This is a genomic window from Kitasatospora sp. NPDC049285, assembly GCF_040678815.1.
GTDB lineage: Bacteria > Actinomycetota > Actinomycetes > Streptomycetales > Streptomycetaceae > Kitasatospora.
Genome location: NZ_JBFAQR010000037.1, coordinates 14,292 through 38,213, shown reverse-complemented (window position 1 = coordinate 38,213; position 23,922 = coordinate 14,292). Strand labels below are relative to the sequence as shown.

20 protein-coding genes are annotated in these 23,922 nt (G+C 73.3%); 7 read left to right on the top strand and 13 right to left on the bottom strand.

Annotated features, from left to right (window positions below; translation table 11 throughout):
* Positions 1–179: 179 nt before the first annotated feature.
* From AB0K51_RS22515 to AB0K51_RS22495, 5 genes are all read left to right on the top strand, one after another.
* The gene (locus AB0K51_RS22515; protein WP_363458384.1) at positions 180–908 is read left to right on the top strand and encodes an amino acid ABC transporter ATP-binding protein; all 729 of its coding nucleotides are present in this window, start codon (positions 180–182) and stop codon (positions 906–908) included.
* A gap of 95 nt (positions 909–1,003) precedes the next feature.
* Positions 1,004–1,906, top strand: a complete 903-nt coding sequence (locus AB0K51_RS22510; RefSeq protein WP_363458340.1) for a glutamate ABC transporter substrate-binding protein — start codon at positions 1,004–1,006, stop codon at positions 1,904–1,906.
* Between the two features lie 53 nt (positions 1,907–1,959).
* Positions 1,960–2,610 (top strand): amino acid ABC transporter permease, encoded by a 651-nt coding sequence (locus AB0K51_RS22505; protein WP_363458338.1) that lies wholly within the window; start codon positions 1,960–1,962, stop codon positions 2,608–2,610.
* Positions 2,607–3,440, top strand: coding sequence for an amino acid ABC transporter permease (locus tag AB0K51_RS22500; protein WP_363458336.1), 834 nt, complete (start codon positions 2,607–2,609; stop codon positions 3,438–3,440). Before AB0K51_RS22505 ends, AB0K51_RS22500 begins: the two co-directional genes overlap by 4 nt.
* 89 nt (positions 3,441–3,529) lie before the next feature.
* Positions 3,530–5,236, top strand: coding sequence for an FAD-dependent monooxygenase (locus AB0K51_RS22495; protein ID WP_363458334.1), 1,707 nt, complete (start codon positions 3,530–3,532; stop codon positions 5,234–5,236).
* Positions 5,237–5,309: 73 nt separating this feature from the next.
* On the opposite strand, the gene rny is transcribed toward AB0K51_RS22495, so the two are convergent.
* The 4 genes from rny to AB0K51_RS22475 form a co-directional block, all read right to left on the bottom strand.
* A complete protein-coding gene (gene rny, locus AB0K51_RS22490; protein WP_363458332.1) occupies positions 5,310–6,710 on the bottom strand; it encodes a ribonuclease Y in 1,401 nt (466 codons plus the stop codon).
* A 137-nt stretch (positions 6,711–6,847) separates the two neighbouring features.
* Positions 6,848–7,663 carry a regulatory protein RecX gene (locus AB0K51_RS22485; protein ID WP_363458330.1) on the bottom strand — a complete coding sequence of 272 codons (816 nt, stop codon included), beginning with the start codon at positions 7,661–7,663 and terminating at the stop codon, positions 6,848–6,850.
* Between the two features lie 124 nt (positions 7,664–7,787).
* On the bottom strand, positions 7,788–8,891 hold the full coding sequence (recA, locus tag AB0K51_RS22480) for a recombinase RecA (protein ID WP_363458328.1): 1,104 nt from the start codon (positions 8,889–8,891) through the stop codon (positions 7,788–7,790).
* 154 nt (positions 8,892–9,045) lie between these two features.
* The gene (locus tag AB0K51_RS22475; protein ID WP_363458326.1) at positions 9,046–10,029 is read right to left on the bottom strand and encodes a hypothetical protein; all 984 of its coding nucleotides are present in this window, start codon (positions 10,027–10,029) and stop codon (positions 9,046–9,048) included.
* 127 nt (positions 10,030–10,156) lie between these two features.
* Between AB0K51_RS22475 and AB0K51_RS22470 the strand changes: the two genes are divergently transcribed.
* Positions 10,157–11,500, top strand: coding sequence for a cytochrome P450 (locus AB0K51_RS22470; protein ID WP_363458324.1), 1,344 nt, complete (start codon positions 10,157–10,159; stop codon positions 11,498–11,500).
* 13 nt (positions 11,501–11,513) lie between these two features.
* On the opposite strand, the gene AB0K51_RS22465 is transcribed toward AB0K51_RS22470, so the two are convergent.
* From AB0K51_RS22465 to AB0K51_RS22455, 3 genes are all read right to left on the bottom strand, one after another.
* The gene (locus AB0K51_RS22465; protein ID WP_363458382.1) at positions 11,514–12,719 is read right to left on the bottom strand and encodes an AI-2E family transporter; all 1,206 of its coding nucleotides are present in this window, start codon (positions 12,717–12,719) and stop codon (positions 11,514–11,516) included.
* Between the two features lie 133 nt (positions 12,720–12,852).
* Positions 12,853–13,047 carry a DUF3046 domain-containing protein gene (locus tag AB0K51_RS22460; RefSeq protein WP_363458322.1) on the bottom strand — a complete coding sequence of 65 codons (195 nt, stop codon included), beginning with the start codon at positions 13,045–13,047 and terminating at the stop codon, positions 12,853–12,855.
* A 55-nt stretch (positions 13,048–13,102) separates the two neighbouring features.
* Positions 13,103–14,650 (bottom strand): S8 family serine peptidase, encoded by a 1,548-nt coding sequence (locus tag AB0K51_RS22455; protein WP_363458320.1) that lies wholly within the window; start codon positions 14,648–14,650, stop codon positions 13,103–13,105.
* A 151-nt stretch (positions 14,651–14,801) separates the two neighbouring features.
* Here AB0K51_RS22455 and AB0K51_RS22450 point away from each other — a divergent pair, with 151 nt between their 5' ends.
* Entirely contained in the window at positions 14,802–19,454 is a 4,653-nt protein-coding gene (locus tag AB0K51_RS22450) for an ATP-dependent helicase (RefSeq protein WP_363458317.1), read from the top strand.
* 18 nt (positions 19,455–19,472) lie between these two features.
* Here AB0K51_RS22450 and AB0K51_RS22445 read toward each other — a convergent pair whose 3' ends face one another.
* From AB0K51_RS22445 to AB0K51_RS22420, 6 genes are all read right to left on the bottom strand, one after another.
* Positions 19,473–19,679: a hypothetical protein gene (locus AB0K51_RS22445; protein ID WP_363458314.1), complete on the bottom strand. Its 207-nt coding sequence runs from the start codon at positions 19,677–19,679 to the stop codon at positions 19,473–19,475.
* Between the two features lie 55 nt (positions 19,680–19,734).
* Complete coding sequence (locus AB0K51_RS22440; protein WP_030457965.1) at positions 19,735–20,103, bottom strand: helix-turn-helix transcriptional regulator; 369 nt, start codon at positions 20,101–20,103, stop codon at positions 19,735–19,737.
* Positions 20,104–20,383: 280 nt separating this feature from the next.
* Positions 20,384–20,878, bottom strand: coding sequence for a nicotinamide-nucleotide amidohydrolase family protein (locus AB0K51_RS22435; protein ID WP_363458309.1), 495 nt, complete (start codon positions 20,876–20,878; stop codon positions 20,384–20,386).
* Positions 20,871–21,503: a CDP-diacylglycerol--glycerol-3-phosphate 3-phosphatidyltransferase gene (gene pgsA / locus AB0K51_RS22430; RefSeq protein ID WP_363458306.1), complete on the bottom strand. Its 633-nt coding sequence runs from the start codon at positions 21,501–21,503 to the stop codon at positions 20,871–20,873. The genes AB0K51_RS22435 and pgsA overlap by 8 nt, the downstream gene beginning before the upstream one ends.
* Complete coding sequence (gene rimO, locus AB0K51_RS22425; RefSeq protein ID WP_363458303.1) at positions 21,500–22,954, bottom strand: 30S ribosomal protein S12 methylthiotransferase RimO; 1,455 nt, start codon at positions 22,952–22,954, stop codon at positions 21,500–21,502. Before rimO ends, pgsA begins: the two co-directional genes overlap by 4 nt.
* 73 nt (positions 22,955–23,027) lie before the next feature.
* On the bottom strand, positions 23,028–23,885 hold the full coding sequence (locus tag AB0K51_RS22420; protein WP_363458300.1) for a helix-turn-helix domain-containing protein: 858 nt from the start codon (positions 23,883–23,885) through the stop codon (positions 23,028–23,030).
* Positions 23,886–23,922: the final 37 nt, after the last annotated feature.

Genomic DNA, 23,922 nt, shown 5'->3' with positions numbered 1-23,922 from the left:
TCGTGCACCTGCCTAAAGTCACCCCCGACCGGGGGCTGCGGGCTCCGCCGGCTCCGGCCCCCGGCATCAGACGGACGATCACCGGCTCTGCGGTCCAAGCGAGTTGGCCCCGGGATCCGAGGACGAGGAAGCGAGCCGCGATGACCGAGAACAGCGCCGTGCCGGCCGAGGCGACCCCGCTGGTGGTGCTGAGCGGGGTGAACAAGCACTTCGGCGCGCTGCACGTGCTGCAGGACATCGACCTGGAGATCGCCCGCGGCGAGGTCGTGGTGCTGATCGGCCCGTCCGGCTCCGGCAAGTCCACGCTGTGCCGCACCATCAACCGCCTGGAGACCATCGACTCCGGCAGCATCACCGTGGACGGCCGCCCGCTGCCCGCCGAGGGCCGCGAACTGGCCCGGCTGCGCGCCGAGGTCGGCATGGTCTTCCAGTCGTTCAACCTGTTCGCGCACAAGACCGTGCTGGAGAACGTGGTCCTCGCCCAGGTCAAGGTCCGCAAGGTCCCGAAGGCCGAGGCCGAGGCGACCGCCCGCGAGCTGCTCGACCGGGTCGGGGTGGGCGCGCAGGCCGACAAGTACCCCGCGATGCTCTCCGGAGGCCAGCAGCAGCGCGTGGCCATCGCCCGCGCGCTGGCGATGCGCCCCAAGGTGATGCTGTTCGACGAGCCCACCAGCGCCCTGGACCCGGAGATGGTCAACGAGGTGCTGGAGGTCATGCGTTCGCTCGCCGCCGACGGCATGACGATGGTCGTCGTCACCCACGAGATGGGCTTCGCCCGCTCCGCCGCCAACCGCGTGCTGTTCATGGCCGACGGCCGGATCGTCGAGGAGAACACCCCCGAGGCGTTCTTCACCGCTCCGCGCAGCGACCGCGCCAAGGACTTCCTCTCGAAGATCCTGCAGCACTGAAGCCGAAGTTGATCCAGCATCAGTCCGTTCGATATCTGTTCTTTCGATTGAGCCCGGCGCCGGCCGTGGCCACTACCGAGGAGAAGAACGCCCGCATGAAGGCCCGTCGTACCGCCGCAGTCGCCCTGTCCGTGCTCGCGCTGACCGCGGTCGCCGCCTGCGGCAAGGACGGCTCGCCGAGCGCGTCGTCGAACGACTCCGCGGCTCCGCAGCTGCCCACCTACACCGTCAAGACCGACGTCAAGCTCGACGCCTCGCCGGTCTGGACGGAGGCGAAGAAGCGCGGCAAGCTCCGCATCGGCGCCAAGTCCGACCAGCCGTTCCTCGGCTTCGAGGACCTGCAGACCAACAAGCGCAACGGCTTCGACATCGAGATCGCCAAGATGATCGCCGCCGACCTGGGCTTCTCCGCGGACCAGATCGAGTTCACCACCGTCGTCTCCGCCAACCGCGAGACCTCCATCGGCGGCGGCCAGATCGACTACTACGTCGGCACCTACTCGATCAACGACAACCGCAAGAAGTCGGTCTCCTTCGCCGGCCCGTACTACATCGCCGGCCAGGACCTGCTGGTCAACAAGGACAACACCGACATCACCGGCCCCGAGGCCACCAAGGGCAAGTCGGTCTGCACCGTCACCGGCTCGACCTCGATCGACAAGATCAAGACCTACGGCGCCAACGTCACCGCGTACGACACCTACACCCAGTGCGTGGAGAAGCTGCTGACCAAGGAGGTCGACGCGGTCACCACCGACGACGCCATCCTCAAGGGCTACGCCGCCAAGAACGCCGGCAAGCTCAAGGTCGTCGGCAAGACCTTCTCCACCGAGAAGTACGGCGTCGGCCTGAAGCTCGACGACGCGGCCCTGCGCGGCGCGATCAGCGACGCCCTCAAGGCCCACGAGGACAACGGCGACTGGAAGAAGGCCTACGACGCGACCCTGGGCCTGTCCGGCTCCGCCGCGCCGGCCGTCCCCGCCCTCGAGCGCTACTGACCCGCCCCCGGTCCCCGCGACCGGAATTGAACTGAGAAAGGAGGGCCGCCGGCATGGGCATACTGTTCGAGGACGGCAACTTCCCGCTATTCGTCCACGGGTTCCTGAAGACGCTCGAACTGAGCGCGCTCAGCGCCCTGTTCGCACTCGTGCTGGGCACCGTGCTGGCGGCCTTCCGGGTCTCCCCCGTACCCGTCCTGCGCACCTTCGGCACCGCCTGGGTGACCGTCTTCCGCAACACCCCGCTGACCATGCTGTTCTTCGCGGTCACCTTCGTGCTGCCGCCGCTGGACGTGCACTTCGACAGCTTCACGCTCGCGGTGATCGCCCTCAGCGTCTACACCGGCAGCTTCGTCTGCGAGGTGCTGCGCGCCGGCATCAACACCGTGCCGCTCGGCCAGGCCGAGGCCGCCCGCAGCCTGGGCATGGGCTTCGGCCAGACCCTCTCGCTGGTGGTCCTGCCGCAGGCGGCGCGCACCGTGCTCGCCCCGATGGGCTCGGTGTTCATCGCCCTGCCGCGCAACTCCGCCATCGCCGGCGGATTCAACGTCGCCGAGCTGTTCAGCGTCCAGAAGACCCTGACCGAGAAGGGCTACGCCATCGTCGCCATCTTCGTCTGGCTGGCACTCGCCTACCTGGTGATCAGCTTCGCGATCAACGCCGTGTTCTCCACCCTGGAGCGTCGCCTGGCGGTGGCCCGATGAGCACCACCCGCGCCGCCGCCTCGGTCCTCTACGACGTCCCCGGCCCCAAGGCCCGCCTCCGCTACCGCCTGTTCGGCGCGCTCGGCGCACTCGGCATCGCCGCGCTGCTCTGGTACGCCGTCAGCAGCCTCGCCGACGCCGGCCAGTTCGACGCCGACCTGTGGTCGATCTTCCAGTACACCACCGTCCAGCAGCGCATCCTCGACGGCGTGCTGGCCACCCTGGAGGCCTTCGCGCTGTCCGCGGTGGGCTCGCTGGTGCTCGGCGCGCTGCTCGCCGTCGGCCGGCTCTCCGACCACCGCCCCATCCGCGCCGTGGCCACCGCCGTGGTCCAGTTCTTCCGCGCGATGCCGCTGCTGATCATGATCTTCGCGCTGTACCAGGCCGCGTTCGGCGCCCACCCGCTGTGGGCCCTGGTCATCGGCCTGACGCTCTACAACGGCGCCGTCCAGGCCGAGGTCATCCGCACCGGCATCAACGCCGTCCCGCGCGGCCAGGCCGAGGCCGCCTACGCCCTCGGCCTGCGCAAGACCCAGGTGATGGCCATCGTCCTGATCCCCCAGGCGGTGCGCTCGATGCTCCCCGCGATCATCGGCCAGCTGGTCGTCACGCTCAAGGACACCTCGCTCGGCTACATCATCACCTACCCCGAGCTGCTGTGGGAGATGAAGATCATCGCCACCAACTCGGACGGCTACCCGTACATCCCGGTCGTCCTGGTCGGCACCCCGATCTACATCCTGCTGTGCCTCGCCCTCACCGGCCTGGCCCAATGGATCGAGGCCCGCGGCCGCCGCGGCGCGAACCGGCGCACCACAGCCGCTGCTTGACGGACACCCAGGTGATCTGTTGCATTGCTCTTCGTGACACCACCTGGGACCTCCCACCCGGCATATGACGCACCGGCAGCGCGCCCCGCATGCCCGAAGGCCCCGACATGGATCCGGTGATCATCGTCGGGGCCGGACCGGTCGGTCTGGCCCTGGCTCTCGCGCTGGCCCGCAACGAGGTGCCCAGCATCGTCCTGGACGAGGGCACCGGCGTCTGCCCGGAGAGCCCGCGCACCGTGGTGCTCGGCGCCGAGAGCGCCGCCTCCCTGGCCCGGATCGGCTACACCCGGGTCGCCTCCGACGCCGCCCGCTGGGACGCCTTCACCATCTGGCGCCGCCGCAGCGAGGTGCTGCGCCTGCCGCTCGACCAGGAGCCCGTCCTCCACCTCGCCCAGCACCGCCTCCAGCGCGGCCTGCGCGACGCCGCCAGCGCCACCCCGCTGATCCGGCTGCACCCGCTGCACCGGGTCGCCGAGCTCTCCCAGGACCGCGACGGCGTGACCGTCCGCACCACCTCCCAGGACGGCGACACGTGGTGGCGCGGCAGCCACCTGGTCGGCTGCGACGGCGCCCGCTCCACGGTCCGCAAGCTGCTCAGGATCCGCTTCCCGGGACGCCCCGCCGTCGACCGGCACGCGGTCGCCACCGTCCGGGTCGACCTGCCCTTCCCCGGCGAGGCCCGCCTGCACCGCGAACCCCCGTGGCGCGGCGACCGCGAGGCCTCCGCCCGCCCGCTCCCGGACGGCCTCTGGCGGCTCGACTGGCGGCTGCCCCCCGGCCGCCCGCAGTCCACCGAACCGGTCGATCCGCACGCCACCTGGCCCGGCATCGTCACCGGCGACACCCTGCTCACCCGGGTCAAGTCCGCCCTCACCGGCTGGTGCGGCGAACTGCCGCCCCATCAACTCCTCGCCGCCGCCGACCACACCTACCAGCAGCGCCTCGCCGCCCGCTTCCGGACCGGCCGCTGCTTCCTGGCCGGCGACGCCGCCCACCTGCACGGCGCCCTCGGCATGCAGAACCTCGCCGACGGCCTGCGCGACGCCGACAACCTCGCCTGGCGGCTCGCCCTCGCCTGGCACCTGCCCCCCGGCGCCGCCACCGCCGACAGCGCCCTGCTCGACGGCTACGAGTCCGAACGCCGCAGCGCGGTCGGCGCCCGGCTGCGCGCCGTCGACCAGACCATGCCGCTGCTGCGACCGCTGCGCGGCTGGGCCGAGACCCGCCGCTCGCTGCTCTCCGGCTCCTTCCGCAAGCACGCCCCGCTGCTCGCCGACGGCCAACTCGGCACCGGCCGCTTCGGCGGCGCCCCCGCCTACCCCGCCGCCCCCTCCGGCGTCCCCGCCCGGGTCCCGGTCCAGCGCGGCGCCGGACGCAGCACCTCACTCAGCGAGCAGCTCCCCGCCACCGCCCCCGGCGTGCTGGTCCCGGACCTGCCCGTGGTCACCGCCGACGGCACCCTCGACACCCTCCGGGCCCGCCTCGGCACCGCGTTCCTGCTCGTCCTGGTCGCCCCCGGCACCACCGTCTGGTCCGCCGAACACTGGCTCGGCGCCGGCCTCATGCCCCGCCTCGCCGACCTCGCCGACGCGCTCCCCGTCCCCACCGAGGTCCTCGTCACCGACACCTACCCCGGCGCGACCCCCCACACCGTCCTGCTCATCCGCCCCGACGGCCACCTCCTCGGCTCCACCCCGGGCCTCCACCCCGAAACCCTCCACACCCTGGCCGCGCCGCTGAACGCCAGCCACGAGGGGCGCGGGGAACTGCGCGAATCGGAAGGCACACGTCCGTGAGGTCGCGCCGAGGAGATCCAGCTGCACGTGGACGCGGCCCGGCGGTGCCAGAACGGTCGCCCGCGCGGGTTCGTCAGCGCGCGACCTCGGTCGCCCGCGACTCCCGCACCACGGTGATCCGGATCTGCCCCGGGTAGGTCAGCTCCTCCCGCACCTGCCGGGCCACCTCCCGGGCGATCTCCTGCGCCCGCGTGTCGTCCACGAGCTCCGGCTGCACCATCACCCGGACCTCGCGCCCGGCCTGCATCGCGAAGACCTTCGTCACGCCGTCGTGCGCCCGCGCGATCTCCTCCAGCCGCTCCAGCCGTCGCACGTACGCCTCGACCGACTCCTTGCGCGCGCCCGGCCGGCCGGCCGAACAGGCGTCGGCGGCCTGGGTGAGCACGGCCTCCACGGTCTTGGGCTCGACCTCGCCGTGGTGCGCCTCTATCGCGTGGACGACCTCCGCCACCTCGCCGTGCCGCCGGGCGAACTCCGCGCCGATCGCGGCGTGGCTGCCCGGCACCCGGTGGCTGAGCGCCTTGCCGATGTCGTGCAGCAGCGCGGCCCGCCGCACCGGCTCCGGGTCGACCCCCAGCTCGGCGGCCATCATCCCGGCCAGGTGCGCGGACTCCACCAGGTGCCCGAGCACGTTCTGCCCGTACGACGTCCGGTACCGCAGGGTGCCGAGGGTGCGCACCAGTTCCGGCGACATCTCGCCGCCGCCGACCGACACCGACAGCAGGGCGTCCTCGCCGGCCCGCACGCACAGCCGCTCGACCTCGCCCCGGCTGCGCTCGTGCGCCTCCTCGATCCGGGCCGGGTGGATCCGCCCGTCGGTGAGCAGCGACTCCAGGGTCAGCCGGGCGGCCTCCCGGCGGACCGGGTCGAAGCTGGAGAGCTGGACCAGTCCGGGGGTGTCGTCGACGATCAGGTTGACGCCGGTGACCGCCTCGAAGGCCCGGATGTTGCGGCCCTCACGGCCGATCACCCGGCCCTTCATGTCCTCGCTGGGCAGCCGCAGGGTGGTCAGCACGGAGTCCGAGGTGTGCTCGACGGCGAGGCGCTGGATCGAGGCGGCGATGATCTCCCGGGCCCGGCCCTCGCCCTCGTCGACGGCCCGCCGCTCGATCTCCCGGACGGTCAGCGCGGCCTCCCGGCGGGCCTCCGACTCGGCGGCGCGGACGAGTTCGCCGCGGGCCTGCTCGGCGGTGAGCCCGGCGGTGCGCTCCAGCTGCCGGACGCTCTCGGCGGTCCGGCCGGCGAGCTCGTCGCGCACCCGCTCGGCGTCGAGGGCGCGGGCGGCCAGCTCGTCCTCGTGCAGGTGCAGCCGGGCGAGTTCGGCGGTCAGGCGCTGCTCACGGCGGTCGAGCTCGGCGCGGCGCTGGCGGAGCATCAGGAATCCGGCGGCCAGCACCAGCACCAGCGCCCCGATCAGGACGAGTGCCGCCAGCAGCAGGGAGGAACCCGATCCGGCGCTCTGAGCGATCCCCATCCGGCCACTCCCCGTCCTGCGCATGCTGCCGCTGAGGCGACCTCCGCGATCGTCCTACCACTGACTGTGAGGCTAGGCGGAGGTTACGAAACGGTCAAGATGCGATCGAGATCTGGCTCCGATGATCTGATCAACTGTCACCAGGGATCGCTTTCTTCCCCCACTGACGAGTCGTCAACCCCCTCCGCGTCCAGGGCCTCCCGCACCACCCGGTAGGCCAGACCCTCCGCGTAGCCGCGCCGGGCCAGCACCCCGACCAGCCGCCGGATCCGCACCTCGCGGTCGAGGCCGGCGGTGGAGCGCAGCTTGCGGGCCGCCAGCGCCCGGGCGGCCGCGGACTCGTCCTCCTCGTCCACCTGCGCCAGGGCCCGCTCCGCGGTGTCGCCGCTGACGCCCTTGGTCCGCAGCTCCTGGGCGAGCGCCCGCCGGGACAGCCCGCGCACCGCGTGCCGGGACTCCACCCAGGCCTCGGCGAAGGCCGCGTCGTCGATCAGCCCGACCTCCTCCAGCCGGGACAGCACCTCCTCGGCCACCTCGTCCGGGATCTCCCGCCGCTTCAGCGCATCGGCCAGCTGCTTGCGGGACTTCGCCGCCCCGGTCAGCAACCGCAGGCAGATGTCCCGGGCCCGCTCGGCCGGATCGCCCTGCGCCTCGGCCTTCGCGCCGGACTCGGCCTTCGTGCTGGACTCGGTCCCGGCCTCGGACCCGGCCTTCCGCCGCGCACGCCGCTCCCGCGGCAGCTCCTCGTCCTGCGCGCCGCGCGCCGGACCGACCGGCAGCTCCCCCAGCGCACTGCGCCGGCGCCGCCGCCCCCCGGCCAGCTCGGACGCCCGCACCAGCCCGGGCAACTCCCCGGCCGCCGGCTCCCCGAGTTCGGGCTCCTCGGCCGCCGCGGCGAACCACTCGGGCGGCCCGACCTCGTCCGGCCCGACCTCGTCCGGCTCCTCAGCCACGGCCGCGAACCAGTCCGGCGGCCCGACCGGGGCGGGGCTTTCCTGCTCCCATACGCCCGCACCGGGCTCGTCCTCGGACGGGCCCGGTGCCGGGTGCTCACTGCTGTGATGGTGCGTCAACGGCTCAACCCTTGGCAGCGGCCGCCGTCTTCTTCGCCGCGGCCTTGGCGGGCGCGGCGGCGGCGGGGATCTCCACCGCGGGGGCGGCCTCGCCCTCGGCGGCGGCCGGGGGCTTCGGGCCGATGCCGAGCTTGCCCTTGATCTTGACCTCGATCTCGTCGGCCAGCTGCGGGTTGTCGCGCAGGAAGTTGCGGGCGTTCTCCTTGCCCTGGCCGAGCTGGTCGCCCTCGTAGGTGTACCAGGCGCCGGACTTGCGGATGAAGCCGTGCTCCACGCCCATGTCGATCAGGCCGCCCTCGCGGCTGATGCCCACGCCGTAGAGGATGTCGAACTCGGCCTGCTTGAACGGCGCGGCGACCTTGTTCTTGACCACCTTGACGCGGGTGCGGTTGCCGACCGCCTCGGTGCCGTCCTTCAGGGTCTCGATGCGGCGGATGTCCAGACGCACCGAGGCGTAGAACTTCAGCGCCCGGCCACCGGTGGTGGTCTCGGGGGAGCCGAACATCACGCCGATCTTCTCGCGCAGCTGGTTGATGAAGATCGCGGTGGTGTTGGACTGGTTCAGTGCACCGGCGATCTTGCGCAGCGCCTGGCTCATCAGGCGGGCCTGCAGGCCGACGTGCGAGTCGCCCATCTCGCCCTCGATCTCGGCGCGCGGCACCAGCGCGGCCACCGAGTCGATGATCACCAGGTCGATCGCGCCGGAGCGGATCAGCATGTCGGTGATCTCCAGCGCCTGCTCGCCGGTGTCCGGCTGGCTGACCAGCAGGGCGTCGGTGTCCACGCCGAGCTTCTTGGCGTACTCGGGGTCGAGCGCGTGCTCCGCGTCGACGAAGGCGACCGTGCCGCCGGCCTTCTGCGCGTTGGCGGCCAGGTGCAGGGTCAGCGTGGTCTTGCCGGAGGACTCGGGTCCGTAGATCTCGATCACCCGGCCGCGCGGGATACCGCCGACGCCCAGCGCCACGTCGAGGGCGGTGGACCCGGTGGAGATCACCTCGACCGGCTCGTTCGCCTTCTCCCCGAGACGCATCACCGAGCCCTTGCCGAACTGCCGCTCGATCTGGGCGAGCGCGGCCTCCAGGGCCTTCTCGCGGTCCGTTCCTGCCATGGCTTCCACCCTCGGGTTCTGTGCTGTGCGCTTCATCGTCACCGACGCTAGCGCGTCCCACCGACAATCGGCCCCGATCGGGCTCAGCCTGTGGAAAACTCCTCGCCGAAGAGTACAAAGAACATGCGTTCGATTCCAACCCTACGGGAGCGACTCAGGCCGAGGCGTAGCGCCCGGTCTCCAGCAGCCAGTCGTGGTACCCCCGGACGCTGCTACAGCTCGCAGCCATCCAGGAGACCGCCGCCGCCCGTTCGTCCCCCGGCGGGAGCTGCTCCGCCAGGTCCCGTGCCAGCTCGCCGAGTTCCGCCACCCACTGCCGTACGCTGTGCGCGACCTCCGCCGTCGCCTGCGACTCGCTCAGCCCGCGGTGGTGCATCAGCGAGATCACCAGGTTGTGGTTGTCCCCGCAGGCCCGTTCCCGCTCCAGGGACGCGATGTCGTTGATCGCGCCCTTGATGTCGGCGGTCAGCTGGACCAGCGGATCGAGCAGCACCCGTACCGGCGAGGAGAGCTCACCGGTGCCCACGCGCTGGAGCAGTTCGAGCGAGAGCGGGTCCGCCATGCATCTCCGCTTGAGGGCGATGAGTTCGTCCGGGGCCAAGACCAGCCCGTCCCTGCGGTGGACGGTCTCCTCCGGATAGCTGCGCATCCACACGTCGATCTCGCTGAGCAGTCGCCCCCGCCACTCCGGACCGGCTCCCCGGGAGGTCCAGGACACCAGATCGGCGAAGGCCCGCGCGAAGGGATCGGTGGGCGCAGGCGACGGGCGGCCGCTCCGCAGCGCCTCGTTGGTCTCCAGGTAGTGGTCGACGACGGCCTTGGCGGCGTCGGCGTCCGACGACAGCGGCGCGGCGTCGAACCGGTCGTCGAACAGGTGCAGCCAGGTCATCCACGCGCAGTAGAGCCGGGTGTCGTCGCGCGACCGGCAGATCGGGCTGTAGTACGCGGTGAACAGGGGCATGCGGATCGCTGCGATCGCTTGCCAGCCCGTCGGCGAGGCGACCAGACCGTGGGCGGCGAGCCACTCCCGTAGCCACTCGCTCAGGACGTCCTCGTGCTCGAACGCCTCCGACGCCGGGATCCGCGGGATCCCGGCGCACAGTTCCTCGTGGACCATCCGGGAAGGGGACACGGACACCTCGTCTTCTCTCGTCGACCTCTCCACGTGACACGCGTACCGAACGGCCCGGGTTCAACGGCCGTCGCGTGAACCGCACCCGTGCCGCGCCCGTGTTCCCGAGTAGCGTCCAGCGAAGGGATCCGCCGTGGGCACCGCCACCACCGCCAGCTTCACCACGAGTCAGGCCACCGGAGGGCTCCCGGTCATCGGTCACGCACTGTCCTGGCTACGGGATCCGCAGGGCTTCGTACGGAGCCTGACCTCGCAGGGCGACCTGGTGCGGGTCAAGATCGGCCCGATCAGCGCGGTCGTGGTGTGCCACCCCGAGCTGGTCCACGAGTTGCTGCTCAACGACCGGATCTTCGACAAGGGCGGCCCGTTCTACGACCGGGCTCGCGAGTTCGCCGGAAACGGCCTGGTCACCTGCCCGTACGGCGATCACCGGCGGCAGCGGCGGATGATGCAGCCCATGTTCCAGCGGTCGAGGATCCCCGGCTACGCCGCGATGATGACCGCCCAGATCGCCGAGGTCGTCAGTGAGTGGCGCGAGCACGACGTCGTCGACGTCTCCCTCGCGACGCACGAGCTGGCGGCCAGGATCGCCGGTGCCACCATGTTCGGCTCGGCGGACGGGAAGGCGAACCGGCTCGAACTCTGCACCACCATCCAGCGGGTGTTGAAGGGCATGTACCAGCGGATGCTGACGCCGGCCCCGCTGGACCGGCTGCCCACACCGGGCAGGCTGCAGTACGACCGGGCGAACGCCCGGCTCCGCCGAATCGCGGGCGAGCACATCGCCGCCTACCAGCGCAGCGGCGTCGATCACGGCGACCTGCTCTCGCTGCTGCTGGCCGCGCGGGACGACGACGCCCAGCCGCTGAGCGAGGCCGAGGCCTACGACCAGATCGTCAACATCATGGTCGCCTCGATCGAGACCATGGGCTCACTGCTGGCCTCCGTCATGTACGTCCTGACGGCTCACCCCGAGGTGGAGCGCCGACTGCACCAGGAGGTGGACACCGTCCTGGCGGGCCGCGCGGCGACCTGGGAGGACATTCCCGACCTGGACTACACGCGGCGCGTGGTCACCGAGACGCTCCGGCGGTACACACCGGCCTGGTTCTTCACCCGGACGACCACCCGGGACGCCGTGCTCGGAGGACATGCGCTCGCCGCCGGCACCACGCTGATCTACAGCTCCCTCCAGCTGCACCTGAACCCGGACCTCTACCCCGATGCGGAGGTGTTCGACCCGGACCGCTGGCCGAACGATCGCGGCAGGTCGCCGCGGGGTGAGTTCATCCCGTTCGCCGAGGGCGCCCGGAAGTGCATCGGCGACACCTTCGCCATGACCCAGGCCGTGCTGGCGGTCGCCTCGATCGCCGCCCGCTGGCGCATGGCACCCGCCGACGGCCGTCCGGTCGCCTGGACGCGGGGGGCGACACTCGCGCCGCGCCGTCTGCGCGTGCGGCTGAGCGCCCGGGGGTGAAGCCGGAGCGCGGTCAGTCCCCGGGCCGTTCCCCGGAGCCACCCCGCTCCTGCTGGCCCGGGCCGCCCGACACCATCCGCCGCAGCCGCCGCACGGTCTGCCGGCGGCGCTCCCGCCGCTCCTCGCCGCGGTCGATCCGCGGGTCGTCCTCCACCTCGTATCGGCGCACGTACGTCCCCACGAAGCCCTGCAGGGTGGCGGCCACCGGGATGGCGATCAGCGCACCGACCGCGCCCAGCAGCGCCGCCCCCGCGATCACCGCGCCGAAGGCCACCGCCGGGTGCACGTCGACGGTCTTCGCGGTGATCCGCGGGTGCAGCAGGTAGTTCTCGATCTGCTGGTAGACGATCACGAAGCCGAGCACCCACAGCGCGTCCACCGGCCGCACGGTGAGCGCCACCAGCACCGGCAGCGCGCCCGCCAGGTAGGTGCCGATGGTCGGCACGAACTGCGACATCACGCCGACCCAGACGCTCAGCGCCGCCGCGTACGGAAGCCCGATGATCGCGAAGAACGCCCAGTGCCCGAGCGTGGAGACCAGTGCCAGCAGCGCCCGGGAGTACAGGTAGCCGCCGGTCTTGGCGAGCGCGATCTCCCAGGCCCGCAGCACCTCGCCCTGCTTGGACGGCGGCAGCAGCGAGCAGACGGTGCGCCGCACCCGCGGGCCCTCGGCGGTGAAGTAGAAGGTGAACAGCCCGACCGTGAAGGCTTGGAACAGTCCGCCGATGACGGTGCCGGTGACGCCCCAGACGTTGTCGGCGGCCTGCTGGGCGTACTTCTCGATGGTGCCGGAGTCCTTGAGCACCTGGTGCTGGAGCTGGTCGAGCGACAGGGTGGCGTGGAAGGTGTGGTTGATCCAGTCGATCAGGTCCTGCAGCAGCTGGGGCAGCCGGGTGGCGACCTGGCTGACCTGGTCGACCAGCAGGGTGCCGAGCGCGGTGAGGAAGCCGGCCACCGCGACGCCGAGGCCGATGAAGACCAGGAAGGTGCCCAGGCCCCGGCGCACCCCGCGGGCGGCCATCCGGTCCACCGCGGGCTCCATCGCCAGCGACAGGAAGAACGCCACCAGCAGCATCACGAACAGGTCGATCAGCTGGTGGAAGGCCCAGTCCGCGAGCTGGAAGAGGCCGACGCCGAGCAGCGCCAGCAGGATCGCCTTGGGCAGCCAGCGCGGCATCGCCCCGCCGCCGAGCTCGGCCCGGCGGAGCACCCGCGCCAGGGCGGGCGCGTCCGGCTCGCCCGGCTCGCCGCTTGGCGCGGCGCCCACGGCGGTCTGGTCGTCGGAGAATCGGTCCGGAGTCTCAGCGCTGCTCACCACCGGGCCAGTCTCGCCCACCTCCGGCCGAAACCGGTCAACGCAGCTGCGCCGACACCCCCTGCGTGAGGCAGACCACCCGCCAGACGTCCTTGGCCTCCCAGCCCGCGTCCAGCGCCTGCCGCACGGTGCGCCCGCCGAGTTCGGCCATCACGTGGTCCGAGGCGAACGACTCCGCGTACGCCTCGCCGAAGTGCAGGTACATCCGTCGCCAGAACTCGGTCAGCCTCATGCGCCCCAGTATCCAACGCCGCCCGCGGTGTCCCGTGTCGCCCGCGGGCGCCCGGTCAGCGCGGCAGGTCGAGCACGCCCGCGCCGTAGAACTCGCGGTCCTGGCAGCCGACCGGCAGCAACTGTCCGCAGCCGGCCGCGGCGGCCTGGGCGAGCGCCGTGGTGATCCTGTCGGGGCCCCAGTCGGGGTGCTCCGCGGCGACCACCGCGACCGCGCCGGTGACGTGCGCGGCGGACATCGAGGTGCCGGCCAGCGCGGCGTACTGCCCGCCCGGCCAGTCGGAGACGATCGCGCTCGCGGGGCCGCCGTCGGGGTCGCCGCCGGGCGCCGCGATGGAGATCTTGCCGCGCCCGTAGTTGCTGTACGAGGTGGGCAGGCCGCGCCGGTCGACCGCGCTGACCGTGACCACGCCGGGCAGCTCGCCGGGCAGCCGGATGCACTCGGTGCCCAGGTCGCGGTCCTGCGGAGGTCCGGAGGCGCGGTCGTTGGGGCTGCGGTGGTCGGCGCGCCCGGCGGTCAGGTCCTGCCCGTCGTTGCCGGCCGAGGCGACCACCACGGCGCCCTTGTGCTGGGCGTAGGCGACGGCCCGGCCGACGGCGGCGATCAGCGCGGCCTGGTCGGCGTTCTCCGGGCAGTTGTACTTCCACGGGTCGGCGAAGTAGCTGTCGTTGATCGCCTTGGCGCCGTGGTCGGCGGCCCAGATCATCCCGCAGACGATGTTCTCGGCGTAGTACTGGCCGAGCGGGCCGAGCAGCCGGACGGCGGCGATCCGCACGCCGGCGGCGACGCCGGTGACGCCGTGGCCGTCCCGGGCGGCGCCGACGATGCCCGCGACGTGGGTGCCGTGGCCGCTCTCGGTGACCCCGGGGTCGGGCCGCCAGGCGCCGCTGCGGGAGTCGGGGCGGCCGTCGGCGCAGGAGGCGGAGGCGGTCGGGTCTACGGCGGCCCGCAGGTCGGGGTGGGTGTCGTCGACGCCGGAGTCGAGCACCGCGACGGTGACCTTGGCCAGTTGCTGCGGGCCGGGCAGCGCGCCGGGGCGGGCCGCGGTGTGGACGGAGCTCTGGTCGACCACCGGGGCGCGGAGCAACGCGGAGTAGCCGGTGGCCCGGTCGGTGGCGCCGATCATGGCCAGGTTCCAGTCGCTCTGCTCGGCGGGGTCGGGGAGGGTGGCGGTGCTGTCGTCGGCGGCGTCGGCCGCCTTCGCGGCGGCGCTGACCACCCCGTGTCCGAAGGCGGCGCCGGCCAGCGGCCGCGGCGGGGAGGGCACGGCGGCGGTGCGGGTGGCGCCGACGGCGGCTATGCCGGGGCGCTCGCGCAGCTTGTCGGCGAAGGAGCCGCTGGCGTAGGCCAGCACCGCGCCGATCTGCGGGTAGTCCTGCACGACCTGGCCGCCGAGCGCCCGGGCCTCGTCGGCGGCGTGCCGGGCGCCGTCGGCGTCGGTGCGCTGGTCGAGCACCAGGTAGCTGAGGTAGCTGCCGCTCGCGCCGGTCACGTACGGCACGGCGCCGCCGAGTACCAGGGCGGTGAGCAGCGCCGCGCCGAGCACGCGGATGCTGCGGCGACGCCGGGGGGTGCTGCCGCGGGCCTGGCTCACCTGCTCCATCGCACGGTCTCCGCTCGTCAGGCAGGGCCGGACTCCGGAGGATCGAGTCCGAATCTTCACCATATGAGCGATTTGTACGATTTATCCTGTCGAAATGCGTCAGACGGTGGCCTCCCCGTGACCTGTCAGCGTGTCGCGGCACCATGGGGGCATGGCCTCCTCCGCCCCTGACCCGCTCGACGCCCCGCCCCCGGCCGACGCCGCGGACCCGCTGGACGGCTTCGCCCCGGCCACCCGGGCCTGGTTCACCGGGGCGTTCGCCGCGCCCACCGGCGCGCAGGCGCAGGCCTGGGCGGCGATCCGGCGGGACACCGACGTCCTGGTGGTCGCCCCGACCGGCTCCGGCAAGACCCTCGCGGCCTTCCTGTCCGCCCTGGACCGGCTCAGCGCCACCCCGCCGCCCGCCGACCCCAAGCGCCGCTGCCGGGTGCTCTACATCTCCCCGCTGAAGGCCCTCGCGGTGGACGTCGAGCGCAACCTGCGCGCCCCGCTGGCCGGCCTGCGGCAGGCCGCCGTCCGGCTCGGCCTGCCGGAGCCCGAGGTGCAGGTGGCGATCCGCTCCGGCGACACCCCGGCCGCCGACCGCCGCCGCTTCGCCACCCACCCGCCGGACATCCTGATCACCACCCCCGAGTCGCTCTTCCTGCTGCTCACCTCCGCCTCCCGGGAGGCGCTGCGCGGCATCGACACGGTGATCCTGGACGAGGTGCACGCGGTGGCCGGCACCAAGCGCGGCGCGCACCTGGCACTCAGCCTGGAGCGCCTGGACGAGCTGCTGGACCGCCCGGCCCGCCGGATCGGCCTGTCCGCCACCGTCCGCCCGGTCGAGGAGGTGGCCCGCTACCTGAGCCCGCAGCGCGGCGCGGCGATCGTCCAGCCCGGCGCCGACAAGCGCTTCGACCTCTCCGTCGTGGTGCCCGTCCCGGACCTCGCCGACCTGCCCGCCACGCCCGCCGACGAGAGCGACCCGCAGAAGCAGTCCTCAATCTGGCCGCACGTCGAGGAGCGGATCGTCGACCTCGTCCAGGCGCACCGCTCGACCATCGTCTTCGCCAACTCCCGGCGCCTCGCCGAGCGCCTGTGCAACCGGCTCAACGAGATCGCCTACGAGCGGGCCACCGGCGCGCCGCTGCCCGAGGCGCACTCCCCCGCCGACCTGATGGGCGGCTCCGGCGCGGCCGCGGGCGCCCCGCCGGTGCTGGCCCGGGCCCACCACGGCTCGGTCTCCAAGGAGCAGCGCGCCCTGGTCGAGGAGGAGTTGAAGGCCGGCCGGCTGCCCGCGGTGGTGGCCACCTCCAGCCTGGAGCTGGGCATCGACATGGGCGCCGTCGACCTGGTCGTGCAGGTCGAGTCGCCGCCCTCGGTCGCCTCCGGACTGCAGCGCGTCGGCCGCGCCGGGCACCAGGTCGGCGCGGTCTCCACCGGCGTGGTCTTCCCCAAGTACCGCGGCGACCTGGTGCAGTCCGCCGTGGTCACCGAACGGATGCGCGCCGGCCGGATCGAGGCGCTGCGCATCCCCCGCAACCCGCTGGACGTCCTCGCCCAGCAACTCGTCGCGATGACCGCCCTGGACACCTGGGACGTCGACGAGCTGCTCGCCGTCTGCCGCCGCGCCGCGCCGTTCGCCACCCTCCCGCAGTCCGCCTTCGACGGCGTGCTCGACATGCTGGCCGGCCGCTACCCCTCCGACGCCTTCGCGGAGCTGCGCCCCCGCCTGGTCTGGGACCGCGTCGCCGCCACCGTCACCGGCCGCCCCGGCGCCCAGCGCCTCGCCGTCACCTCCGGCGGCACCATCCCCGACCGCGGCCTGTTCGGCGTCTTCATCGCCGGCGCCGACCCCAAGAAGGGCGGCGGCCGGGTCGGCGAGCTCGACGAGGAGATGGTCTACGAGTCGCGCGTCGGCGACGTCTTCACCCTCGGCACCACGTCCTGGCGGATCGAGGACATCACCCACGACAAGGTCCTCGTCACCCCCGCCCCCGGCGTCCCCGGCCGGCTCCCGTTCTGGAAGGGCGACACCCTCGGCCGCCCGCTCGAACTCGGCCGCGCGGTCGGCGCGTTCGTCCGCGAACTCGGCGCGATGGCCCCCGAACCGGCGACCGCCCGGCTGCGCGAGGCCGGCCTCGACGAGTGGGCGTCCGGCAACCTGCTCGCCTACCTCGCCGAACAGCGCGCCGCCTGCGGCCACCTGCCCGACGACCGCACCATCGTGGTCGAGCGCTTCCGCGACGAGCTCGGCGACTGGCGGATCGTCATCCACTCCCCGTTCGGCGCCCAGGTGCACGCCCCGTGGGCACTGGCCATCGGCGCCCGGCTGCGCGAGAAGCACGGCCTGGACCCGCAGGTGATGCACGCCGACGACGGCATCGTGCTGCGGCTGCCCGACGCCGACCTGCTCGCCGACTTCCCGTCAGCCACCACTACCTCGTACGGCAGTAGCGCCCCGCCCGCCGACGACGCCCCGGTCGGCGCGGACGCCGCGGTCTTCGAGTCCGGCGAGATCGAACGGCTCGTCACCGACCAGGTCGGCGGCTCCGCCCTGTTCGCCGCCCGGTTCCGCGAGTGCGCCGGCCGCGCCCTGCTGCTGCCCCGCCGCAACCCCGGCAAGCGCACCCCGCTCTGGCAGCAGCGCCAGCGCGCCTCCCAACTCCTCGAGGTCGCGGCCGAGTACGGCTCCTTCCCGATCGTCCTGGAGGCCGTCCGCGAATGCCTGCAGGACGTCTTCGACGTCCCCGGCCTGGTCGAGCTGATGGGCGATCTGGAGTCCCGCGCGGTACGCCTGGTGGAGGTCACCACCCCCGAACCCTCGCCGTTCGCCCGCTCCCTGCTGTTCGGCTACGTCGCCCAGTTCCTCTACGAGGGCGACTCCCCGATCGCCGAACGCCGCGCCGCCGCCCTGTCGTTGGACTCCCGGCTGCTCTCCGAACTGCTCGGCCAGGCCGAACTGCGCGAACTCCTCGACCCCCAGGTGCTCGCCGACCTGGAGGCCGAACTCCAGCGCCGCACCCCCGAACGCCGGATCAAGGACGCCGAGGGCGTCGCCGACGCACTGCGCCTGCTCGGCCCGCTCAGCGAGGCCGAACTCACCGAACGCGGCGCCGAACCGCTCTGGGCCCTGGAGCTGGAGTCCGCCCGCCGCGCCATCCAGGTCCGGATCGGCGGCATCCTGCGCTGGGCCGCCGTCGAGGACGCCGGACGCCTGCGCGACGCCCTCGGCACCCCGCTGCCCGTCGGCGTCCCCGAGGCCTTCACCGAGCCCGTCAAGGACCCGCTCGGCGACCTGCTGGCCCGCTACGCCCGCACCCACGGCCCGTTCACCGCCCAGCAGGCCGCCGACCGCTTCGGCCTCGGCAGCGCCGTCGTCACCGGCACCCTGCACCGCCTCACCGCCGCCGGCCGCCTGGTCCAGGGCGAGTTCCGGCCCGACTCCACGGCCGTGGCCCCCGAATGGTGCGACGCCGACGTCCTGCGCCGCCTGCGCCGCCGCTCCCTGGCCGCGCTGCGCCACGAGGTCGAGGCCGTCCCGCCGAGGGCCCTGGCCGCCTTCCTCCCGCAGTGGCAGCACCTCGCCGGGCACCGCCTGCGCGGCGCCGACGGCCTCTACCGGGTGGTCGAACAGCTCCAGGGCACCGCCCTGCCCGCCTCCGCGCTGGAGAAGCTCGTCCTGCCCGCCCGGCTCGCCGACTACTCCCCCGGCCTGCTGGACGAGCTGATGGCCGCCGGCGAGATCGGCTGGTCCGGCGCGGGCGCCCTGCCGGGCAAGGACGGCTGGATCAGCCTCCACCTGCCCGAGAACGCCCACCTGCTGCGCCCCGAGCCGCTGCCGCTCACCCCCGGCCCGGTCCACACCGCCCTGCTGGAGGCCCTCACCGGCGGCTACGGCGCGTTCTTCCGCCAGCTCGCCGAACGGGTCCCCGACACCCCCGACGCCGAGATCGTCGAAGCCCTCTGGGACCTGGTCTGGGCCGGGTACGTCACCAACGACACCCTCGCCCCGCTGCGCGGCCTGCTCGGCTCCGGCCGCACCGCCGGCTCCACCGCGCACCGCGCACCGCGCTCCACCCCGCGCGGCCGCTACAGCGGCGCCGCACGCGGCCTGTCCCGCCCGGCCTCCCGCTCCGGCCCGCCGACGGCCGCGGGCCGCTGGTCCCTGCTGCCGTCCTTCGGCGGCGACCCGACCGTCCGCGCCGCCGCCCAGGCCCAGGCGCTGCTCGACCGGCACGGCATCCTCACCCGCGGCACCGTCGCCGCCGAACGCGTCACCGGCGGCTTCGCCGGCGTCTACCGGGTGCTCGCCGCGTTCGAGGAACGCGGCAAGGCCCGCCGCGGCTACTTCGTCGAGGGCCTCGGCGGCGCCCAGTTCGCCATGGACGGCGCCGCGGACCGCCTGCGCTCCGTCAACTCCCGACTGGAGCGCGCCACCGGCGACTGGTCCTCCACCGCCCCCGCGGAGGCCCCGCAGGCCCTCGTGCTGGCCGCCGCCGACCCCGCCAACGCCTACGGGGCCGCGCTGTCCTGGCCCGAACCCCCCGCCGACACCACCGCCGCCCACCGCCCCGCCCGCAAGGCCGGCTCCCTGGTCGCCCTGGTCGACGGCGAGCTGGTCCTCTACCTGGAGCGCGGCGGCAAGTCCCTGCTCGCCTGGACCACCGACGAGGCCCCGCTCACCGCCGCCCTCGCCGCGCTCGTCCCGCCCCTCACCATCGAACGCGTCAACGGCCACCCGGCCCTCACCAGCCCGCTCGGCCCCCACCTCGAAGCCGCCGGCTTCCACGCCACCCCGAAGGGCTACCGCAAACGCTGACGCGCAGCGCGGGACGCGTCATTCGTCCGCTTCGCGATCCTGCCGACGGGTGACCGGGGGCTCGGGCTGTTGCCGGGCGTGCACCGGGATCAGCCCCATCCCCCACCAGCCCGCGGCGAGCATGCCGAGGGCGGCACCGCCGTGAATCGCGGTGCCGCCCGTCAGCAGCAGTATCAAGCCCAGGCCGGCCAGTGCCGACGTACCGAGCAGCAGTGCACTTCGCATCGCGGACCCTCCTTCACCCGGCGCCCCGCGTCGTGGCGGGGCGGTCGAGGTCCGGTCAGGCCGCCACCACGTCCATCGCCGCCTTGGGCGAGATGGATCCGGACCGGTCGACGCCGGGGGCCGGCAGCGGAACCGGTTCGAGCACCGGCCTCAGCAGATCACCCTCGGAGAGGGTGGCCATCGCCGCAAGTTCGGCGAGCGACAGTTCGTCGCTGACCTCGCGCATGACCTCCGACATCCGCACGTCCAGCGCGTCGCAGATGGCGGAGAGCAGCTCGGAGGACGCCTCCTTCTGACCCCGCTCGACCTCGGAGAGGTACCCGAGCGAGACTCTGGCAGCTGCCGACACCTCGCGGAGTGTGCGGCCCTGGCGCTGGCGCTGCCGACGCAGCACATCGCCCAGCAGGCGACGGAGCAGAATCATCGGTGCCTCCCTCCTCGGACTGCGGATCGAGATGTCACGACCCCACCGTACCGCCTTGTCTGCATCCCGTGCGGGGACCGGGGTCGTGTTCACTCTGGGCTGCAAGGCGTCCCCTCCCCTGTTCTTCCCCATCCTGGCCGCCGAACCACCCGTGACGGGCAGATGTCCGGCACCGGTCGGGATTCCGACGGGATGTCGTCCTGCTGTTCCTGCCAGCCGGAGCATCCGGTGTAACACGATCCTCCGCTTGATGCCGCGCCTTCGCGGTTTTCCGCAAAGCTCAGCGCGGCCGGGCCTCGGGCGCTAGCCGTTCCAGCAGCAGCTCCAGAGCGGCGGCCACCGACCCCTGTCGGATGGTGGCACGCCCCCCCGACAACCGGAGCGGCCTGGCTTCTGTTCCCGCCGGGCCGGCCAGCGCGACGTGGACGGTGCCGACGGGCTGCCCGTCCTGCGGGTCGGGGCCGGCCACGCCGGTGGTGGCGAGGGCGTAGTCCGCGCCGAGCAGCCGCCGCGCGCCCTCGGCCATCTGCCGGGCCACCACGGGGTGGACCGGCCCGTGCACGGCCAGCAGGCCTTCGTCGACGCCGAGCAGCGAGGCCTTCAGCTCGGTGGCGTACGCGGTGACCGAGCCGCGGAAGACCGCGGAGGCGCCGGGCACGTCGACCAGCGTGGCGGCCAGCAGCCCGCCGGTGAGCGACTCGGCGACCGCCAGCGTCGCGCCCTCCGCCTTGAGGGCGTCGAGCGCCAGCGCCGCCAGGCCCGCCGGTTCACTCACCGGCGCGCTCCCGGGCCAGGCCCTCGCGGCGCAGCCGGACCGCCTGGACGACGTAGTCCAGGCCGGTGGCGAGGGTGAGCACGACCGCGACGCCCATCACGACGGCGCGGGCGGTGGCCAGCGGGCCGGTGAGCACCAGGACGTACATGCCGACCGCGATGCCCTGGGTGAGGGTCTTCAGCTTGCCGCCGCGGCTGGCCGGGATGACGGCGTAGCGGATCACCCAGAACCGCATCAGCGTGATGCCGAGTTCGCGGGCGAGGATCACGGCGGTGACCCACCAGGGCAGGTCGCCGAGGATCGACAGGCCGACCAGGCCGGCGCCCATGATCGCCTTGTCGGCGATCGGGTCGGCGATCTTCCCGAAGTCCGTGATCAGGCCCTTGCGGCGGGCCAGTTCGCCGTCGAAGACGTCGGTGATCATCGCGATGGCGAAGGCCGCCCAGGCGAAGGCCCGCCACTTGGGGTCGTGCCCGCCGCCGGCGAAGAGCAGCGCGACGAAGACCGGGACCAGCAGCAGCCGGAACATGGTCAGCACGTTGGCGATGTTCCACACGCCGGGCGGCGGGGGTGCGGCGGCCGGGGTCGGCCGGGTGGCGGCCGGGGCCCCCGGCCCCTTGGTCATACGTCCGCTCCGGTGGCCTGCAGCGCCTCGGCGACCAGGTCGACGCCCTCGGTGCCGATGACCTCGGCGCGGTAGAACCGGCCGACGACCGGGTTCTCGACGCCGAGCAGCGTGGTCAGGCCGTCGGTCTCGGGGGCCTGGTGGGCGGCGCGGCCCTCGACCACGCCGTCCTCGACGGACTCCACGAGCACGGTGACCTCGCTGCCGATGCGGGCCTCCGCGCGCTGCGCGGTGAGCTCCTCGGCGAGCCGGGAGAGCCGGGCGACGCGCTGGTCGACGACGTCCTGGTCGATCTTGCCGTCGTAGCCGGCGGCCTCGGTGCCGTCCTCGTCCGAGTAGCCGAAGACGCCGATGGCGTCCAGGCCGGCGTGGGTGATGAACCGTTCCAGCTCCGCGTAGTCCTCCTCGGTCTCCCCGGGGAAGCCGACGATGAAGTTGGAGCGGGCGCCGGCCTCGGGGGCCTTGGCGCGGATCGACTCCAGCAGGCCGAGGAACTGCTCGGTGCTGCCGAAGCGGCGCATCCGGCGCAGCACCGCGGGCGCGGAGTGCTGGAAGGAGAGGTCGAAGTACGGCACCACCTTGTCGGTGCCGGTCATCGCGTCGATCAGGCCCGGTCGCATCTCGGCGGGCTGCAGGTAGCTGACCCGGACCCGCTCGATGCCGTCGACGGCGGCGATCTCGGTGAGCAGGGTCTCCAGCAGGCGGATGTCGCCGAGGTCCTTGCCGTACGAGGTGTTGTTCTCGGAGACCAGGACGACCTCGCGGACGCCCTCGCCGGCCAGCCACACGGCCTCGTTCAGCACGTCGCTGGGGCGGCGGGAGATGAACGAGCCGCGGAAGGCCGGGATGGCGCAGAACGAGCAGCGGCGGTCGCAGCCGGAGGCGAGCTTGATCGAGGCGACCGGGGAGGCGTCCAGGCGCTTGCGCAGGGTGCGCGGGCCGGAGGCGGGGGCCACGCCCTCGGGGAGGTCCTCGGGGGCGCCGTGGCCGGGCAGCGCGACCGCCGCGGCGGCGGCCTGCCGCTCGACCGGGGTGAGCGGCAGCAGCTTGCGGCGGTCGCGCGGCGTGTGGGCCTCGACGTGGCCGCCGGACAGGATGGTGTTCAGGCGGGTGGAGATGTCGGCGTAGTCGTCGAAGCCGAGCACGCCGTCGGCTTCGGGGAGGGCGTCGGCGAGCTCCTTGCCGTAGCGCTCGGCCATGCAGCCGACCGCGACCACGGCCTGGGTGCGGCCGTGGCCCTTGAGGTCGTTGGCCTCGAGCAGGGCGTCGACGGAGTCCTTCTTCGCGGCCTCGACGAACCCGCAGGTGTTGACGACGGCGACGTCGGCTTCGCTGGCGTCGTCCACCAGCCGCCAGCCGTCGGCCTCCAGTCGCCCGGCGAGTTCCTCGGAGTCCACCTCGTTGCGGGCGCATCCGAGCGTGACCAGGGCGACAGTGCGGGGTTCAGGCATGACGCCAAGATTAACGCGCGCCCCCCGGTGGCGTTCCCCCCGGAGGGCGCGAGCCTCGATCAGGAGGCCCGGATCAGCCCGCCTGCGGGTCGCCGGGGGTGTATGTGAGGTGCACGACCTGCCCGTCCTGACCGGCCGGTCCGAGGTCCTTGCCGTTGACGAACAGGTGGACGGCGCCGGCGTTCCCGATCACCAGGGTGATCTTCTTCGGGTCGGTGAACGTCTGGTCCTGGCCGGCTTCGAGGTTGTTGGAGTACAGCGACTTGCCGCTGCCGTCCTTGGCCGTGACCCAGCTCTTGTCCTTGTCGGCGACCAGCTTCACGGTGACCTTGTCGGCCGGGGCGGCGGCGATCGCGGCGACGCTGGGGGCCGGGGCGGGCGGCTGCGCGGAGGCGGACAGGGTGGCCGCGGCGGAGGCGCCGGAGGGCAGCGGGGCGCTGGCGCTGCCGGGCTGGTTGCCGCCGGAGGACGAGGAGCCGACCAGGTTGTAGCCGATCAGTCCGACCACGGCGACGATCGCCGCGACCATCGCGGCGGTCCAGTTCGGCCGGCGGTGGTCGGTGACCTTGATCGGGCCGGCGTCCAGCAGCTGGCTGGCCTTCGGCGCGGAGCCGTGGCCGTACTCGCCGTCGTAGCGGGCGACCAGGGCCTCGCCGTCGACGCCGACGGCGCGGGCGATCAGCCGCAGGTGGCCGCGGGCGTAGAACGCGCCGCCGCAGCGCTCGAAGTCGTCGGACTCGATGGCGTGCACGATCGGCACCCGGATCCGGGTCTGGGTACTGACCTGGTCGACCGTCAGTCCGGCGTCGATCCGGGCGGTGGCGAGCACCCGTCCGATGCTCGGCCCGTCCTCGCCGGTGCGTTCCGGGGCACCGGAGGCGGGCACGGCGGAGCCGGGAGCTGCACGACGGGGGGTCTTGCCGATGGTCACTGGGCGCGCCTTTCGAGCGTGAGGCCACCTGCTGAGA